Genomic DNA, 17,969 nt, shown 5'->3' with positions numbered 1-17,969 from the left:
GTTCTCGGGCAGACTTTCACCGGACTGCCGAGGTCGGCCGGTCGGCGCCGTCGACCGGCCGGTCGACCGGGTCGGCGGTGGCCGCGCGACGAGGCTCGACGACGAGGAGACACGATGAGCACGGCAACGACGACGGGAACGCAGGCCGCGACGCCACAGGACCCCGACGCGCACGACGTCATCCGGGTCCAGGGGGCGCGGTCGAACAACCTCCAGGACGTGAGCGTCGAGATCCCCAAGCGGCGCCTCACGGTGTTCACGGGGGTCTCGGGGTCCGGCAAGAGCTCGCTCGTGTTCGACACGGTCGCGGCCGAGTCGCAGCGCCTCATCAACGAGACGTACCCGGCGTTCCTGCAGGGCTTCATGCCCACGCTGGACCGGCCCGACGTCGACGTGCTGGAGGGCCTGACGACGGCGATCGTCGTCGACCAGGAGCGCCTCGGCGCGAACCCGCGCTCCACGGTCGGGACGGTGACCGACGCGAACGCGATCCTGCGGGTCCTGTTCAGCCGGTTCGGGGAGCCGCAGATCGGCCCGCCGCCCGCGTTCTCCTTCAACGTCCCCGCGCGCAAGGCGAGCGGCATCATGACGTCGGCCACGGGCGAGAAGACGATCGTGCGCAACGCGATCTACCACGGCGGCATGTGCCCGCGGTGCGAGGGGCGCGGCTCCGTCTCCGACCTCGACCTCACGGAGATCTTCGACGACTCGAAGTCGCTGCTCGACGGCGCGATCAAGGTCCCGGGGTACACCGCGGACGGGTGGATGGTGCGGGGGTTCGCCGAGTCCGGGTTCTTCCCGGGCGACAGGCCCATCCGCGAGTTCACCGAGCGGCAGATGCAGGACTTCCTCTACAAGGAGCCCACCAAGATCAAGGCGATGGGGATCAACGTCACCTACGAGGGCCTGATCCCCAAGATCCAGAAGTCGATGTTCTCCAAGGACGTCGACTCGCTCCAGCCGCACGTCCGGGCGTTCGTCGAGCGGGCGGCGACGTTCGCGCCGTGCCCCGACTGCGGGGGCACGCGCCTGTCGGAGTCGGCGCGCTCGTCGAAGATTCGCGGCGTGAACATCGCCGACCTGTGCGCGATGCAGATCACCGACCTCGCCGCGTGGATCGGGGACCTCAGGAACGACCCGGCCGCCGCGAGCATGGCGCCGGTGGTCGACGCGCTCGGCGAGAACCTCGCGTCGTTCGTCGAGCTCGGGCTGGGCTACCTCAGCCTCGACCGACCGTCGGGCACGCTGTCCGGGGGCGAGTCGCAGCGCATCAAGATGCTGCGCCACCTCGGGTCGTCGCTCACGGACGTCACGTACGTCTTCGACGAGCCCACCATCGGCCTGCACCCGCACGACATCGACCGCATGAACGGCCTCCTGCTGCAGCTGCGGGACAAGGGCAACACGGTCCTCGTCGTCGAGCACAAGCCGGAGACGATCGTCATCGCCGACCACGTCGTCGACCTCGGCCCGGGCGCGGGCACGGCCGGCGGGCACGTGACGTTCGAGGGCACGGTCGAGGGGCTGCGCGCGAGCGACACCGTGACCGGCCGCCACCTCGACGACCGGGCGACGCTCAAGGACGAGGTGCGCTCGCCGTCGGGTGCGCTGGAGATCCGTGGCGCGGACGCGCACAACCTGCAGGACGTGGACGTCGACATCCCGCTCGGGGTGCTCGTCGTCCTGACCGGGGTGGCCGGGTCGGGCAAGAGCTCGCTCGTCGAGGGGTCGGTGTCGCGGCGCGAGGGCGTCGTCACGATCGACCAGAGCGCGGTGCGAGGCTCGCGCCGCAGCAACCCCGCCACCTACACGGGCCTGCTGGAGCCGATCCGCAAGGCGTTCGCCAAGGCCAACGGCGTCAAGCCCGCCCTGTTCAGCGCGAACTCCGAGGGCGCGTGCCCCGAGTGCAAGGGCGCGGGCGTCATCTACACCGAGCTCGGCTTCATGGAGACCGTCTCGACCCCCTGCGAGGACTGCGGCGGCCGCCGGTTCCAGGCCGCGGTGCTCGACTACACGCTCGGCGGGCTGAACATCGCCGACGTGCTCGACCTCCCGGTCTCGAAGGCCCGCGAGTTCTTCTCGTCGGGCGAGGCCAAGGTCCCCGCGGCGAAGGCGATCCTCGAGCGGCTCGACGACGTCGGCCTCGGGTACGTGAGCCTCGGCCAGCCGCTCACGACGCTGTCCGGCGGCGAGCGCCAGCGCCTCAAGCTCGCGACGCACCTGGGCGACAAGGGCGGCGTCATCGTCCTCGACGAGCCGACGACCGGCCTGCACCTCGCCGACGTGCAGAACCTCCTCGGCCTGCTCGACCGGATCGTCGACTCGGGCAAGTCCGTCATCGTCATCGAGCACCACCAGGCGGTCATGGCGCACGCGGACTGGATCGTCGACCTCGGCCCGGGCGCCGGCCACGACGGCGGCCGCGTCGTCTTCGAGGGCACCCCGGCCGACCTCGTGGCGGCCAGGTCCACCCTCACGGGCGAGCACCTCGCGGCCTACGTGGGCTCCTGACCCGACATGGACGGAGCAGGCGCGCCCCGGGACGACGGACGCACGCCGTCGGGCGCGCTCACCAGGACGCTGGAGTGGCGCGGCCGACGCGTCGCGTGGGACCGACTGGGGTCCGGCCCGCCGCTCGTGATGCTGCACGGGACGCCGTGGTCGTCATGGCTCTGGCGCCCGTACGCGGAGGCGCTGTCGTCGAGCTTCACGGTCTACCTGTGGGACATGCCCGGCTACGGCGCCTCCTCGAAGGACCCCGAGCACGACGTCGACCTCGGCACGCAGGGCCTGCTCTTCGCCGAACTCCTGCAGACGTGGGGGCTGGACGCGCCGCACGTCGTTGCGCACGACGTCGGCGGCGCCGTAGCCCTGCGGGCCCGCCTGCTGCACGAGGCACGGTTCGCCTCGCTCTGCCTCGTCGACGTGGTGGTGCTCTCCCCGTGGGGATCGCCCTTCTTCCGGCTCGTCCGGGACAACGCCGACGTGTTCGCCCGGGTCCCGGCCGGCGTGCACGAGGGGATCGTGGGTGCTTACGTCGCCGGCGCGAGCCACCGCGGGCTCACGGCGGCCGAGCGTGAGGCGCTCGTGGCGCCCTGGACCGGGCCGGAGGGCCAGGCCGCGTTCTATCGGCAGATCGCCCAGGCAGACGAACGCTTCACCGACGAGATCGAGCCCCTCTACGGCACGCTCACCGAGCCGGTGCACGTCGTCTGGGGCGCCGAGGACACGTGGATCCCCGTGGACCGTGCCGATCGGCTGCAGGCCGCGGTGCCCGGCTCGTCGGTCCGGCGGCTCCCCGGCGCGGGGCACCTGGTCCAGCTCGACGCCCCGGTCGCGCTGGCCGCCGAGCTCGCGGCGTGGACCTCCGCCGTCGCCGGCGGTTCGCCGGCCTGAGGAGATCCCCCGGTGGTTGTCTGGGATCCCAGACCGAACCTGCAGCGCGGGCCTGTCGGCGGCCCCGGAGCACGGTGTGTGCTGACGGCATGGCAACGACGACGCATCCCCCGATGGTCCTGGACGGGGCCTCCGGCGGTCCCGGCTCGACGACGCGCACCGTCGAGGTGGGCGCCGGACCGCTGACGATCGACGACGTGGTCGACGTCGCGCGGCACGGCGCGCGTGTCCGGCTCGCCGACGCGGCGGTCGACGCGATGGCCGCGACCCGCGCCGTCGTCGAGGGGCTCGCGGACGACGACCGCCCGCACTACGGCGTCTCGACCGGGTTCGGCGCGCTCGCCCGGAGGCACATCCCGGTCGAGCGGCGCGCGCAGCTCCAGCTCAGCCTGGTGCGCTCCCACGCCGCGGGGTCGGGGCCCGAGGTCGAGCAGGAGGTCGTGCGGGCGCTGCAGCTCCTGCGGCTCGCGACGCTCGCGACCGGGCGGACCGGGGCGCGACCCGTCGTCGCGCAGACGTACGCCGCGATGCTCGACGCGCAGGTGACGCCCGTGGTGCGCGAGTTCGGGTCGCTCGGCTGCTCGGGCGACCTCGCGCCGCTCGCGCACGTCGCGCTCGCGGCGCTCGGCGAGGGCGAGGTGCGGGACGCGACGGGAGCGCTCGTGCCTGCCGCCGACGCGCTCGCCGCCGCCGGGATCGCCCCGCTGACGCTGCGCGAGAAGGAGGGCCTCGCGCTCATCAACGGGACGGACGGCATGCTCGGCATGCTCGCGCTCGCGCTGCACGACCTGCGGTCCCTGCTCACGACGGCCGACGTCGCGGCGGCGGCGAGCGTCGAGGCGCTGCTCGGCTCGGACGCGCCGTTCGCCGCGGACCTCGTGGCGATGCGCCCGCACCCCGGCCAGGCGGCGTCGGCCGCGAACCTGCGGGCCCTGGTCGACGGCTCGCCCGTCGTCGCGAGCCATCGCACGCTCGACGCCGAGGGCCGCCCGGAGTGCACGCGCGTGCAGGACGCGTACTCGCTGCGGTGCGCGCCGCAGGTGCACGGCGCGGCGCGCGACACGCTCGACCACGCCGCCGCCGTCGCGCGTCGCGAGCTCGCGGCGGCGATCGACAACCCGGTCGTCACCGTGGACGGCCGCGTCGAGTCGAACGGGAACTTCCACGGCGCGCCGGTCGCGTACGTGCTCGACTTCCTCGCCATCGCCGCGGCCGACGTCGCGAGCATGAGCGAGCGCCGCACCGACCGGTTCCTCGACAAGGCTCGCAACGAGGGTCTGCCGCCGTTCCTCGCGGACGACCCGGGTGTCGACTCCGGGCTCATGATCGCCCAGTACACCGCGGCGGGGATCGTCTCGGAGCTCAAGCGCCTCGCCGTGCCGTCGAGCGTCGACTCGATCCCGTCGTCGGCGATGCAGGAGGACCACGTGTCCATGGGCTGGGCCGGGGCGCGCAAGCTCCGCCGCGCCGTCGACGGCCTCGGCCGCGTCCTCGCGATCGAGCTGCTCACCGCGACGCGCGCGCTCGACCTGCGCTGCGACGGCGGGTCCCTGCACCCCGCCCGGGGGACGGGCGCCGTGCGCGACCTCGTGCGCACCGTCGTCGACGGTCCCGGCCCGGACCGCTACCTGTCGCCCGACATCGAGGCCGTGACCCGCCTCGTCACGAGCGGTGCGGTGGTCGCGGCGGCGAGCGCCGCCGTCGGGCACCTGGCCTGACCTCCCGCCCGACCGACCCCGAAGGAGCGAGACGACCATGACCCACGAGCCGACCCACCGACTCGGCACCCCCGTCCCGGTCCGCGCGCCGCGCGGCACGACCCTCACCGCACGGTCGTGGCAGACCGAGGCGCCGCTGCGGATGCTCATGAACAACCTCGACCCGGAGGTCGCGGAGCGGCCCGACGACCTCGTCGTCTACGGCGGCACCGGCCGGGCGGCGCGCGACTGGCCGAGCTACCACGCGATCGTCCGCACGCTCACGACGCTCGCGGACGACGAGACGCTCCTCGTGCAGTCGGGCAAGCCGGTCGGGGTGCTGCAGACGCACGAGTGGGCGCCGCGCGTGCTGCTCGCGAACTCGAACCTCGTGGGGGACTGGGCGACGTGGCCGGAGTTCCGGCGGCTCGAGGCGATGGGCCTGACGATGTACGGGCAGATGACGGCGGGGTCGTGGATCTACATCGGCGCGCAGGGCATCCTCCAGGGCACGTACGAGACGCTCGCCGCGGTCGCCGCGAAGCGGTTCGGGGGCTCGCTCGCCGGGACGCTCACCCTCACCGGCGGGTGCGGCGGGATGGGCGGCGCGCAGCCGCTCGCGGTGACGCTCAACGGCGGCGCGTGCCTCGTGGTCGACGTCGACCGGTCGCGCCTCGACCGGCGCGTGCGCGAGCGGTACCTCGACGTCGTCGCCGACGACCTCGACGCCGCGGTCCGGCTCGTCGAGGACGCGCGGCGCGAGCGTCGGGCGCTGTCGGTCGGGGTCGAGGCGAACAGCGCGACGGTCGTGCCGGAGCTGCTGCGGCGCGGGGTCGAGGTCGACGTCGTCACGGACCAGACGTCGGCGCACGACCCGCTCTCGTACCTCCCGGTCGGGGTGCCGGTCGAGGAGTGGGCGGACTACGCGGCGGCCAAGCCCGACGAGTTCACCGACCGCGCGCGCGAGTCCATGGCCCGGCACGTCGAGGGCATGGTCGGGTTCCTCGACGCGGGTGCCGAGGTGTTCGACTACGGCAACTCGATCCGCGACGAGGCGCGTCGCGGCGGGTACGACCGGGCGTTCGACTTCCCGGGGTTCGTGCCCGCGTACATCCGGCCGCTGTTCGCGCAGGGCAAGGGCCCGTTCCGGTGGGCCGCGCTCTCGGGCGACCCGCGCGACATCGCCGCGACCGACGCCGCCGTGCTCGACCTGTTCGACGACGACCACCTCCACCGCTGGATCCGCGCCGCCCAGGAGCGGGTCGCGTTCCAGGGCCTGCCCGCGCGCATCTGCTGGCTCGGGCACGGCGAGCGCGACCGCGCGGGGCTGGCCTTCAACGACCTCGTGGCGTCGGGTGCGGTGCGCGCGCCGGTCGTCATCGGCCGCGACCACCTCGACGCCGGGTCGGTCGCGTCCCCGTACCGCGAGACGGAGGCCATGGCCGACGGCTCCGACGCGATCGCCGACTGGCCGCTGCTCAACGCGCTGACGGCCGCGTCGTCGGGCGCGACGTGGGTGTCGATCCACCACGGCGGCGGCGTCGGCATGGGCCGCTCGATCCACGCGGGCCAGGTGTCCGTCGCGGACGGCACGCCGCTCGCCGCGGCCAAGCTCGCGCGCGTGCTCTCGAACGACCCGGGCCTCGGCGTGCTGCGCCACGTCGACGCGGGCTACGACGACGCGATGGCCACGGCCGAGCGGAACGGCCTCCGCGTCCCGACGCGGGAGTCCTGATGGCCCACCCCCCGGTGCCGAACCCGGGGTCGTTCCCCACGGAGGGCACGTCCTGGGGAGAGACCCTGGGTTCGGCGTCGTCTGGGCGGACCGTCGGCCCCGGTTCGGCGAGTGGGTCGACGCTCCTCACCGGGATCGGCGAGCTGACGACCAACGTGCCCGGCGGGGCCGGCACGGGTGACGGCGACCCGACCGGGTTGGTGACCGACGCCGTCGTGCTGCTCGACGGCGGCCGCGTCGCCTGGGCGGGGCCGGCGCGGGAGGCGCGCGACGCCGTCGGGCGCGCGCTGGGCGGCCGCGAGCCCGACGTCACCGTCGACGTGGGCGGGCGCGCGGTGATCCCCGGGTTCGTCGACTCCCACACGCACCTCGTGTTCGCGGGCGACCGCGCCGCCGAGTTCGAGGCGCGCATGGCCGGGCGCCCGTACGAGGCGGGAGGCATCCGGTCGACCGTCGCGGCGACGCGCGCGGCGTCCGACGACGACCTGCGCGCAGGCCTCGCGCGGCACCTCGACGAGGCGGCCCGGCAGGGCACGACCACGGTCGAGGTGAAGAGCGGCTACGGCCTCACGGTCGCCGACGAGGAGCGGTCCGTGCGGCTCGCGCGCGAGGTCACGCCGGAGGTCACGTTCCTCGGGGCGCACGTCGTGCCGCCCGAGTACGCGGGTCGGGCAGACGCGTACGTCGACCTCGTGTGCGGCGACATGCTCGCCGCGTGCGCCCCGCACGCGCGGTGGGTCGACGTGTTCTGCGAGACGGGCGCGTTCACGCCCGAGCAGTCGCGTCGCGTCCTCGAGGCGGGCGCGGCGGCGGGCCTCGGCGTACGCGTGCACGCGAACCAGCTCGCGCCGGGGGAGGGTGTGCGCCTCGCCGTCGCGCTCGGCGCCGCCGCGGTGGACCACTGCACGTACCTCACCGACGCCGACGTCGCGGCGCTCGGGGGCTCGTGGTCGGGGGCCGCCGCGGACACGGCGCCCGGGAGCGGGGCGGAGTCGGGAGCGGTCGCCGGGACCGTGGCGACCCTTCTCCCCGGCGTGGAGTTCTCGACGCGCCAGCCCTACCCCGACGCGCGGCGCCTCCTCGACGCGGGCGCCGTCGTCGCGCTCGCGAGCGACTGCAACCCCGGGTCGAGCTACACGTCGTCCATGCCGCTGTGCGTCGCGCTCGCGGTCCGCGAGATGCGCATGACCGTCGCCGAGGCCGTCTGGTCCGCGACCGCGGGCGGCGCCCTCGCGCTGCGGCGGGCCGACGTCGGGCACCTCGCCCCGGGGGCGCGGGCCGACGTCGTGCTGCTCGACGCCCCGAGCCGCGTGCACCTCGCCTACCGCCCGGGCGTCCCGCTCGTCGCCGCGGTCTGGCAGAACGGCGTCCGCCTCCCGCCGAGGTAGAGCCTCCCGTCACGAGATAGAGCTCGCCGCGTCCTACGTCGCGACCGGACGCTCTACCTCGCGGAGGGCGACGCCGGCGGCGAGCTCCAGGACGCAGAGGGCGGCGAGGCGGACGGTGCGGCCGTCGGGGGCGTCGGCGGTGGCGTCGACCTCGACGACGTCGGCGGACCGCACGCGGTCGTCACGGGCCGCCGCGCGGACCAGGGCGCGGAGCTCCCACGCCGCGATGCCGCCGGGGACGCTGGCGGGGCAGCCGGGCGCGACGGAGCGGTCGCACACGTCGACGTCGACGTCGAGGTGCACCGGCCCGCCCGCGGAACCGGCGATCTCGAGCGCCGCCCGCATCACGTCCTCCGGCCCGCGCCGCCGCAGCTCGTCGACGTGCACGACCGTGATCCCGAGCTCGACCGCGCGGCGCGCGTACTCGGCGGAGTTCGCGAAGTCCGCGATCCCGACCTGCACGACCCGGCGCGGGTCGAGGCCGGCCTCGACCAGCCGCCGCACGGGCGACCCGTTCGACACGCCGTCGCGCAGGTCGTGGTGGGCGTCGAGGGTGACGAGGCCCGCGGTGGCGAGGTCGTCGCCCCACGCCCCGAGCGCCGTCGCGACGGTCACGGAGTTGTCGCCCCCGAGCGCGACGAGCAGGCGGGCGCGCTCCAATGCCGCGCGGACCGCCGCGCGCGTCCGCGCCTCGCCCTCCGCGCCGTCCGGCTCGTCGACGTCGCCGAGGTCCGCGAACGCGAGGCCCGCGAGGTCCACGGGCCCGGCACGGCCCGACGACGCTGCCCGCCCGGTCCCGGAAGGGCCCGTCGCGTCCGGCCCGGTCGCGACGGCGGGCCGGACGCGGGCGGAGGGTCCGCCGTCGGGCAGGGTGCGGTCGGGGGCGAGGGCGGGGCTGAACCGGCGCAGCGCGTCGCGCACGGCGGCGGGCGTCGCGTGCGCGCCGGTGGGGGAGAGCGACGTGCGCCAGGCGGGGACCCCGAGCAGGGCGACGTCGACATCACCCGCGGGGAGCGCGGGCCAGTCGCCGGCCCGCGGCCAGGACGGGTCGTGGGACAGGGACTGCGATGCGCTGGTCACGCCTTCGACGCTAGCGCGACCACGACATGAGGGTCGCTGTCCGCGGGATGACGACCCTCATGTCGTGCTCGGCGGGTCGGGTCAGGCGCGGGTGGCGTGCACGACCGCGACCGGGTGCGTCGCGTGGTGCAGCACCTGCTGGCTCACGGAGCCCAGGACCATCCCGCGCAGGTCGCCGCGACCGCGCGAGCCGACGACGGTCAGCGCGGCGCCCGCCGCGGCCTCCCGGATCGCGACGGACGGCTCGCGGTCCACGACGAACGTCTCGACGAGGACGTCGTCGTGCTCGGCGGTCCGCACGCGCGCGAGCGCGGCCTCGACGGTGCGCGACGCCTCGGCCCGCGCGTCGCGCTCGGCCGCGGTGTAGAACGACGGGTTCTCCTCCCACAGCGGTCCGACGGGCAGCCGCCACGCGCACACCGCGACGACGCGCGACCGGGTCCGGGCGGCCTCGTCGAGCGCGAACCGCAGCGCCGCGTCGCCGTGCACGGACCCGTCGACGCCGACCACGACGTCGGTCGTGCGCTCGGCCCGGTCCACGACCGGCGGCACGACCACGACGGGCACCGGCGAGCGCGCGGCCAGCCGGGTCCCGACGGAGCCGAAGAACATGGAGCCGACCGAGCCCAGCCCGCGCGACCCGACGACGACGAGGTCGGCGTCCTTGGCCTCGTCGAGGAGCGCCTCCGCGGGCGGGCCGGAGCGCAGCGTGGTGCGCACGGGGACCGTGGGGTCGACGTGCGCGGCACGCTCGGCGGCGGCCGACAGGATGGGCCCGGCGATCTCGCCGAGCTCCTCGACGCTCGGGTAGTAGGCGCCGCCGACGAACGGCGTCGCGACCACGGGCACGTACGCGACGTGCAGCACGCGCAGCTGCGCGTCGCGGCGGGCCGCCTCGCGCACGGCCCAGTCCAGGGCCTTGCCGCTCGTCGCGCTGCCGTCCACACCGACCAGCACGACCTGCTGCGTCGATCCGCTCACGGTTCCCACCTCGGTCCCTCGTCCCCTTCGCGGCGGGTTCCCTCCCACCGCCTGCACACCTCCTGGATACCCCCCGACCCCGGCCCCGCGCACCCCCCGACCGCCCTCGCCCGCGAGGACCCTCGGCTCCCGGTCGCGGGACGAAGGTCCCGCACCTGCGGCGCGAGCACCGCACCCGCGCGAGAATCCGCCCCCGACGGGCTACGTTGAGGGCATGGGCTCTCCCCACCCGATCCGTGTGTTCCTGCTCGACGACCACGAGGTGGTCCGGCGCGGCGTCGCCGCGCTGCTCGAGGCGGCCGGTGACATCACCGTCGTCGGCGAGGCCGGCACCGCCGCCTCCGCGCTCGCGCGCATCAAGGCGACGCGGCCCGACGTCGCGATCCTCGACGTGCGCCTGCCCGACGGCTCCGGCGTCGAGGTGTGCCGCGAGATCCGGTCCGAGCTCCCCGAGGTCGGCTGCCTCATGCTCACGTCCTTCGCCGACGACGAGGCGCTGTTCCAGGCCGTGCTCGCCGGGGCGTCGGGGTACGTGCTCAAGCAGATCCACGGCTCCGACCTCGTCGGCGCGGTCCGCACCGTCGCGGCGGGCGGGTCGCTGCTCGACCCGGCGAGCACCGCGCGCGTGCTCGAGCGCCTGCGCCACGCCGCGGACGAGACCCCCGACCGGCTCGAGGGCCTGTCCCAGCAGGAGCGCCAGATCGTCGCGCTCATCGGCGAGGGCCTGACGAACCGCGAGATCGGCAAGCGCCTCTACCTCGCGGAGAAGACGGTCAAGAACTACGTCTCGCACGTCCTCGCGACGCTCGGCCTGCAGCGGCGCACCCAGGTCGCGGTGCTCGCGACCGAGATGCGCCAGGAGGAGGCGTCGCGCCAGGGCACCCCGGGCGCGGGCGCGCCGGCAGGGGACCGGCAGCACGGTGGCCAGCCCTTCCGTCCCTGAGGGCGGCGCCGGGGCGCGGCCCGCGGGGCCCGAGGGCTCGTCGCCCGACGGACCGGGGGCCGACGGCGAAGGTCCGGGCGACCGCGTGGCGTCGGGACCTTCGGCACTCGCCGATCTGACACCGCGGCGCGACGATGTGGAGATGGACACAGTCGAGCGGACCGGGACAGGGGCACCGGTGGCGGGAGCGGGGGCCATGACGGCCGAGCGCCCCCGCGCCTCGGCAGGGCTCTCGGAGCTCACGCCGGAGGAGAGCTACGCGCTCCTCGCGACCGTCCCCGTGGGCAGGATCGTCTACACCGACCACGCGCTGCCGGCGATCCAGCCGGTGAACTTCGTCCTCGACGGGCCGGACGTCGTGTTCCGCACCGCCGAGGGCTCCAAGCTCGCGGTCGCGGCGAGCCGGGCGGTCGTCGCGTTCGAGGTGGACCAGTTCGACGCCGAGGCCCGCTCCGGGTGGTCCGTCGTGCTCGTGGGCCGCACGTTCGAGGTCACGGAACCCGTGGAGCGCGCACGGCTGCTCGCCCTCCCGCTCGTGACGTTCGTGCCGGGCGTGCGCGACCGCGTCATCAAGGTCGTCCCGCGCATCGTCACCGGGCGGCGGATACTGCGCTGACCCCTCGGCCGACCCTCGGCCGACACGGACCGAGAGGCACCGGGCCGCGTCAGACGAGCGGCACCCACCACTCGAGGCGCGTGCCGCCGTCGGGCAGCGCGGTCGCGGTGCTCGACCCGCCCAGCGCCGCCGCGCGCGCCTGCATGTTCCGCAACCCCGAGCGGCGACCGCCGGGCTGGATGCCCACGCCGTCGTCCGTCACCGTGAGGCGCGCCTCGTGCGCGGTCACGGACAGGTGCACGACGACGTGGCTCGCCTGCGCGTGCCGGGCCACGTTCGTCAGGGACTCGCCGAGCACGACGACGAGCTGGTCGGCGACCTCGGCGGGCAGGCTCGGGCCGCCGTCGGACACGCCCGCGCCCGACCCCTCGGCCGCGACCTCGACGCTCACCTCCGGGGCGAAGCCCAGGACCGTCGTCGCGGCCTCCGCCTGGGCGCGGAACCGGTCCTCGATCGACGGCGCGTCCGGGTCGGTCGCCGTGTGCAGGGCGAAGATGGTCGAGCGGATCTGCCGGATCGTCTCGTCGAGGTCGGAGACGGTCTCCTCGATGCGGGTCCGCGCGTTCGGGTCGGCGACGAGCGGCTGCACGCTCATGAGCGTCATCGCCGACGCGAACAGGCGCTGGATCACCACGTCGTGCAGGTCGCGCGCGATGCGGTCGCGGTCCTCGAGCACGCCCACCTGCTTGGCGCGCCCGTAGAGCCGCGCGTTCTCGATCGCGACACCCGCGGCCGCGGCGAGCGCGATGACGGCCGCCTCGTCCTCGGCCGTGAACTCCGTCGTGGAGTCCTCGCCGCCCGCCCCGGGCACCCGCTTGTCCGTGAGGTACAGGTTGCCGAACACCGTCTCGCGCACCCGGACCGGCACGCCGAGGAACGTGTGCATCGGCGGGTGCCCCTCGGGGAAGCCCGCCGAGCGGACGTCGTCGGCGATCTCCGGCACGCGGATGGGCTCCGGGTGGTCGATGAGCTCGCCGAGCAGCCCCTCGCCGTGCGGCCAGTGGTCGATCGCGGCGACCTCGTCGTCCGAGAGGCCCAGCGGGATGAACTGCGCGAGGCGCTCGCGGCCCGAGGCGTCGAGCACGCCCAGCGCCCCGTACCGGGCTCCGGTCAGCTCCATGGCCGCCTCGACGATGCGCCGCAGCACCTGCGGGAGGTCGAGGTCGCTCGTCACCGCCACGACGGCGTCCAGCACGCGTTGCCCGACGGCGGTCGGCAGGTCGGTCGTTCCGCTCACCCGAGCCAGTCTCCCAGACGGGAGGCCCCGGGCAGCACCCCACCTGACGTGGGGGTGTGACGTGGGCGACACCCGCGCGCTATCGTGCGTCCACATCTCGGGACGTCCGTCGCCGTCCTGCCGGTCGCTCACCGCAACCGGCCCGGCGCGAGCCGACCGAGGCCGTCGACGCAGGGGGCCGAAGGGACGCGGTGCCGCATGCCGACCACCGACCGGAGCACGGGCCCCGCCACGGCGACCGCGCTCGCCGACCTGCGCGCCGCCGTCGGGCACCTGCACCCCGACGACCCCGCCGAGCTCGTCGCCATCGCCGACGACCTGCGCGCCCTCGGCAGTCCCGCCGCGGCCGTGCCGTTCTACGAGTCAGCCGTCGAGCACGGCGTCCCCGGGGCGGTCTACCGCCTGGCGGTCGCGCACCACGAGGCGGGTGACGCCGCCGAGGCGTTCCGCTGCTTCGAGCTCGCGGGGCTCGCGGGCGACGGGCTGGGCGCGTTCATGGCCGCGCAGGTCGCGAGCGAGCGCGGGGACCTGCACGCGGCCCGCCGGTGGTACGAGCAGGCGCAGGAGGTCGAGGGCGCCTCCGTGCGGCTCGCGCAGGTGCTCGCCGAGCTGGGGGAGCAGGGCGCCGCCGCCGACCTCCTGGTCGCGACGTCGGGCGAGAGCTGGGAGGCCGCCGTCGAGCTCACGCGCAACGGCGCGCTCACGGGCGACGACGCCGTCGCGCTCCTGGAGGGCTGGGCCGAGGCGGGCGAGGCGCGCGTCGCCGCAGCGCTCGCGGACCTCTACGTCCGCGCGGGCCGCGCCCTCGACGCCGAGGACCTCCTGGAGCAGGCGGCGCTCGCGGGCGAGCCGACCGCGCGCACGAGCCTCGGCGTCCTGCGGCTGCGGGCCGGCCGGGTCGCCGAGGCGATGACGCTGTGGAGCGAGGCCGCCGCCCAGGGCGACCCCCAGGCGGCGGAGCTGCTCGCCCGCTTCGGCTGACATCGGGGGCCACGCGGGTGGGGACAGAAAGGCGCCCGGCGGGCGACCCGCTCCGTCGAGCGTCGGTCGCCCTGCCGGGCGCGAGGGGCGGGACGTGCGGGTGGTCTCCCCACCGCCCGCACGTCCCTCTTCCCCCGGGAGCGACTCCCTGCAGCGACGGCCTCAGAATCGTCGCGCGGTATCGGTCGCCCCGTAGGCCCGCCGCACACGGCGGGCTGTCGTGACCGTCAGACCAGCCAGGGGTTGCGCTGGACGAACGGGATCTTCTTCCACGTCCGGCCGAGGCCGAGCACGCTGCCCGCCCCGAGGAGCGTGAGCGCGATGATCGTCAGGGCCATCGTGATGTGGTCGTCGATGATCGGGTTGGTCACGAGCGGGAGCTCGGCCAGGTACATGAGCAGGAGCAGGAGCGTGCCGCTCACCGCGGCGACCCGCATGCCGATGCCCAGGATGAGCGCGAGCCCGATGCCGAGCAGGCCGACCATGAACAGCACGTCGATGAACGCGTTGCCGGCGAGGCCGCCGAAGAAGCCCGAGAACGTGCCCTCGAGGTTCGACAGGAAGCCGGTGGTCGGGCTGTTCCCGTTGATCCACGACCGCTCGGCCGGGGTCGCGAACCCGAGCCCGAACGTCTTGTCGAGGAAGGCCCAGAGGAAGTAGAAGCCGACCACGATCCGCAGGACGCCGAGGACGACCTGGGTGTGCCGCGGAGCGCGCTCCGCGAGGCTGGTGGTCTCCGGCTCGTTGCCCTCGACCGTGGGGAGCGGTGTGTTGGCGTTCCGCTCGATCGTCCCCTTCATCACTGTCCCCTCTCATCGACCCGGCCGGTGCGGTCGGGCTCCTGAGACCAAGCAAACCCCTGTGAAGGAAGGGTGGACGTCAGGCAAAGGTCGTCGCCCACGGGGACCTAGGTCACCGGTGCGCGCTCGCCCGGCCCTGCGGCGGGGCCGCTCAGGAGCCGGTGGACTCCTCGAGGTCGGCGCGGAGCTCGTCGACGCGCGTGCGCAGGCTCTCGAGCGCGTCGCGGACGGCGGCGTCGGCGCCGGAGAGGGAGTCCGCGACCGCGTCGAGCTCGGTGGAGGCGTCCTCGAGCGCGGTCTCCGCGTCGGCGAGCCGCTGCTCGGCCTCGGCGCGGGTGTCCTCGGTGGCCGCGGCCGCCTCGTCCGCCGCGGCGCGCGCCTCGTCCGCCGCCTCCTGCGCGGCCGCGACGGCGTCCTCGGCACGCGTGCGGGCGTCGCCGGACAGCGACCCCAGGTCGTCGGTGAGCGACCGGACGTCGTCGCCGATCGTCTCCGCCTGCGACCGGGCGTCGTCGAGGAACTGCTGCACCTGGTCGCCGGAGAGGGTGAACTCCGGCACGCTCACCGAGCCGTCCTCCGCGCACCCGGCGAGCGCGAGGGTCGCCACGACGGCCGCGCCGAGCGCGAGCGAGCGTGACGTTGACCTGCGGTGACGCGTGGGTGAACTCATGCCGGCATTCTCCCCCTCGAACATGAGACGGGGGTGAGAGCCTCGTGGAGGCGGTGTACGGTAGGCGGACGAGGGCACTGTGGCGTGCAGCACACCGACCGGCGGGCGCGCGCACCCGTGACGTCGGGCGCGACGACGCGCTGAACCGGCGTGCGGGACCGCAGGTCCGTGGCAGGGCACGAAGCACGGGAGTGAGCGGTGAGCACCACGGCGGAGCACGAGGGCGCGACGGACGACGTGCCCGACGCGACTGAGCCTGCGGCGCCCGCACCCGCCCCGACGCCGACCTTCGCGCGGCGGGCCCGCAGCGTCTCCCACGTCCTCATCTCCTCGGCGCTCGCGATCACGCTCGCCGCGGCGCTCGCCGGGAGCGTCGAGCCCCGGCCGGGCGCGTCGTTCTTCTCCGCAGAGGCCACGACCGCGACGCAGGTCTCGGCGCTGTCGAGCACGCTCGGTGCCGGGCTCGACGAGGACCAGCAGCTCGACGGCGCGATCGAGGTCCTCGCCACGGCGAACGCGCTCGCGGACGGGGAGGTCACCGCCCCGGTCGAGCAGGCGCGCGCGGAGCTCGGCATGCTCCTCGCCACGTACCTCGCCCAGCAGGACGCCGCGCGCCGCGTGCCCGTCCAGGTCGTCCCCGACGGCGGGCTCGACCTCGACGAGTCCCTCGACGACGCCGAGGTCCCCGCGCTGCCGGAGCCGCTCGACCCGGGCACGGGAACGGACGACCCCGCGCTCCCCGGCACGGACGACCAGGGGACGACGCCCTCCGGGCGCCCCGCGCAGCAGCCGGCGTCCGTGGACGCCGCGGGCGACGCGGACGTGGTGCGCACGTCCGCCACCCGCACCGCCCCGTCCCCGAGCCCGACGAGCAGCCCCGACCCGAGCGCGTCCCCGAGCCCGAGCGGGTCGCCGAGCCCGTCTCCGTCGGGCGACGCGCCGACGGGGCCGACGGGCCCAGGCTCCACCGGCGGCACGACGTCGCCCGGCGACCGGACGCTCCCCGAGGACGCCGTGCCGGCTCCCGACGGCGTCGCGCCGGGTGAGCTCGACGGCAGCTCGGACGACTTCGCCGACCCGTCGCCTGACAGCGGTGACGGCGAGCACGGAGAGGACGACGACCACGCTCACGGCGACGTGACGCTCGAGGACGTCGTCGTCTCGGCGACCCACCTCGCGGACCTGCTCGGCACCGACTTCTCCCCGGTCGGCGTCGTCCCCGCGGCCGGCGTCACGGCGCTCGCGGGCACGACCCTCGCGGAGCGCCTCGCCGAGGTGGTCGAGCGGTACGCGGGCTCGACGGCGCAGTACCAGAACGGACGGATCCCGCCCGAGGCGCTGTGCGCGCTCGACTTCGCGCCGGGCAAGACGCTGCGCTGCGACGCGGCGGAGCAGCTCGAGGCGCTCGCGGCGGAGTTCCAGAAGGAGTTCGGGTACGCGCTCAAGATCACCGACGCGTACCGCCCCTACGACGACCAGGTGCGGCTCAAGGCCATCAAGCCCTACCTCGCCGCGGTCCCCGGGACGTCCCAGCACGGCTGGGGCCTGGCGATCGACATCGGCGGCAACGTCCCGTCCGGGACGTCGCGCGAGTACGTGTGGCTGCGCACGCACGGCCCGGACTACGGCTGGGACAACCCCGCCTGGGCGCGGCCGAACGGGTCCAAGCCCGAGCCGTGGCACTTCGAGTTCTTCGCCGCGGGCAAGATGCCGACGCGCTACACGCCCTCCGAGGGCACGTCGCCGACGACGCCGCAGAAGCCGTCGACCCCGACCCTGCCGCCCGCGCCGAAGCCCACCCCGACCCCGCCGACCGAGCCCACGACGCCGACCGAGCCCACCGAGCCGACGACGCCGACCGAGCCGGAGGAGCCCGCGAAGGTCGCCGTGCCGGCCGGTCTCGTCGGCACGACGCAGGCCCAGGCCGCGGCCGCGCTCGCGAACGCAGGGTTCAAGGTCAGCGTGACGACGCAGGAGGACGCCGCCGCGGCGGGCACCGTGATCGCGGTCAACCCGGGTTCGGGCACCGAGCTCGCGAAGGGGAGCACGGTGACGATCGTCGTCTCGACCGGCCCCGCGGTCGTCGAGCCGGAGCCCGAGCCGACGCCGGATCCCGAACCGACGCCGGACCCCGAGCCCACGGACCCCGCGCCGACGCAGGACCCGACCGTCGCGCCGACGTCGGCGCCCACCGAGGAGCCTGCCGCGGACGCGACGGAGACGACCGCACCCTGACGCGCGACCGCCGAGCCCACCAGACCTGTGGTCCGGTCGCCCGCCCGTGCCGCGCACCTTGCGGGGTAATTCCCGTGCGCCGTGCGCGGCGACCGCGTAGCCTCGTCGACGATGTGATCCTCACCTGCCCCGACCGCTCCGTCCCGTCGAGCCCGTCGTCGTGGCCCCCGCGCCGTCCCGGCGCGTGCGCGTGCCGCCCGGGCACCCTGG

14 protein-coding genes are annotated in these 17,969 nt (G+C 75.3%); 9 read left to right on the top strand and 5 right to left on the bottom strand.

From position 1 onward, the window contains the following. Window positions 1–114: 114 nt before the first annotated feature. From ACZ402_RS18840 to ACZ402_RS18820, 5 genes are all read left to right on the top strand, one after another. Window positions 115–2,511, top strand: coding sequence for an ATP-binding cassette domain-containing protein (locus ACZ402_RS18840; RefSeq protein WP_375823434.1), 2,397 nt, complete (start codon window positions 115–117; stop codon window positions 2,509–2,511). 6 nt (window positions 2,512–2,517) lie between these two features. Next, window positions 2,518–3,396, top strand: a complete 879-nt coding sequence (locus ACZ402_RS18835) for an alpha/beta fold hydrolase (protein ID WP_375823435.1) — start codon at window positions 2,518–2,520, stop codon at window positions 3,394–3,396. 113 nt (window positions 3,397–3,509) lie between these two features. After that, window positions 3,510–5,114 (top strand): histidine ammonia-lyase, encoded by a 1,605-nt coding sequence (gene hutH, locus ACZ402_RS18830; RefSeq protein ID WP_375823494.1) that lies wholly within the window; start codon window positions 3,510–3,512, stop codon window positions 5,112–5,114. 37 nt (window positions 5,115–5,151) lie between these two features. After that, window positions 5,152–6,828, top strand: coding sequence for a urocanate hydratase (gene hutU / locus ACZ402_RS18825; RefSeq protein ID WP_375823436.1), 1,677 nt, complete (start codon window positions 5,152–5,154; stop codon window positions 6,826–6,828). After that, the gene (locus ACZ402_RS18820; RefSeq protein ID WP_375823437.1) at window positions 6,828–8,216 is read left to right on the top strand and encodes an amidohydrolase family protein; all 1,389 of its coding nucleotides are present in this window, start codon (window positions 6,828–6,830) and stop codon (window positions 8,214–8,216) included. Before hutU ends, ACZ402_RS18820 begins: the two co-directional genes overlap by 1 nt. Window positions 8,217–8,249: 33 nt before the next feature. Here ACZ402_RS18820 and ACZ402_RS18815 read toward each other — a convergent pair whose 3' ends face one another. Together ACZ402_RS18815 and ACZ402_RS18810 are read right to left on the bottom strand one after the other, a co-directional pair. Then, on the bottom strand, window positions 8,250–9,296 hold the full coding sequence (locus ACZ402_RS18815) for an arginase family protein (RefSeq protein ID WP_375823438.1): 1,047 nt from the start codon (window positions 9,294–9,296) through the stop codon (window positions 8,250–8,252). Window positions 9,297–9,377: 81 nt separating this feature from the next. Continuing rightward, window positions 9,378–10,277 carry a universal stress protein gene (locus tag ACZ402_RS18810; RefSeq protein WP_375823439.1) on the bottom strand — a complete coding sequence of 300 codons (900 nt, stop codon included), beginning with the start codon at window positions 10,275–10,277 and terminating at the stop codon, window positions 9,378–9,380. A gap of 214 nt (window positions 10,278–10,491) precedes the next feature. Between ACZ402_RS18810 and ACZ402_RS18805 the strand changes: the two genes are divergently transcribed. Then, window positions 10,492–11,220: a response regulator gene (locus ACZ402_RS18805; protein WP_375823440.1), complete on the top strand. Its 729-nt coding sequence runs from the start codon at window positions 10,492–10,494 to the stop codon at window positions 11,218–11,220. A gap of 142 nt (window positions 11,221–11,362) precedes the next feature. Beyond that, window positions 11,363–11,836: a pyridoxamine 5'-phosphate oxidase family protein gene (locus tag ACZ402_RS18800; RefSeq protein WP_204538192.1), complete on the top strand. Its 474-nt coding sequence runs from the start codon at window positions 11,363–11,365 to the stop codon at window positions 11,834–11,836. 49 nt (window positions 11,837–11,885) lie between these two features. Here ACZ402_RS18800 and ACZ402_RS18795 read toward each other — a convergent pair whose 3' ends face one another. Continuing rightward, window positions 11,886–13,073 carry a GAF domain-containing sensor histidine kinase gene (locus ACZ402_RS18795; RefSeq protein ID WP_375823441.1) on the bottom strand — a complete coding sequence of 396 codons (1,188 nt, stop codon included), beginning with the start codon at window positions 13,071–13,073 and terminating at the stop codon, window positions 11,886–11,888. Window positions 13,074–13,271: 198 nt separating this feature from the next. On the opposite strand from ACZ402_RS18795, the gene ACZ402_RS18790 reads away from it, so the two are divergent. Further along, window positions 13,272–14,054 (top strand): tetratricopeptide repeat protein, encoded by a 783-nt coding sequence (locus ACZ402_RS18790; protein ID WP_375823442.1) that lies wholly within the window; start codon window positions 13,272–13,274, stop codon window positions 14,052–14,054. A 227-nt stretch (window positions 14,055–14,281) separates the two neighbouring features. Here ACZ402_RS18790 and ACZ402_RS18785 read toward each other — a convergent pair whose 3' ends face one another. Both ACZ402_RS18785 and ACZ402_RS18780 read right to left on the bottom strand, forming a co-directional pair. Continuing rightward, window positions 14,282–14,854 carry a hypothetical protein gene (locus ACZ402_RS18785; RefSeq protein ID WP_375823443.1) on the bottom strand — a complete coding sequence of 191 codons (573 nt, stop codon included), beginning with the start codon at window positions 14,852–14,854 and terminating at the stop codon, window positions 14,282–14,284. A 151-nt stretch (window positions 14,855–15,005) separates the two neighbouring features. Continuing rightward, window positions 15,006–15,524: a hypothetical protein gene (locus ACZ402_RS18780; protein WP_375823444.1), complete on the bottom strand. Its 519-nt coding sequence runs from the start codon at window positions 15,522–15,524 to the stop codon at window positions 15,006–15,008. 198 nt (window positions 15,525–15,722) lie between these two features. Between ACZ402_RS18780 and ACZ402_RS18775 the strand changes: the two genes are divergently transcribed. Then, complete coding sequence (locus tag ACZ402_RS18775) at window positions 15,723–17,759, top strand: M15 family metallopeptidase (RefSeq protein ID WP_375823445.1); 2,037 nt, start codon at window positions 15,723–15,725, stop codon at window positions 17,757–17,759. Window positions 17,760–17,969: the final 210 nt, after the last annotated feature.

The sequence above is a fragment of the Cellulosimicrobium sp. NPDC030954 genome, assembly GCF_055571305.1.
This window is presented reverse-complemented; position numbering and strand designations above follow the sequence as displayed.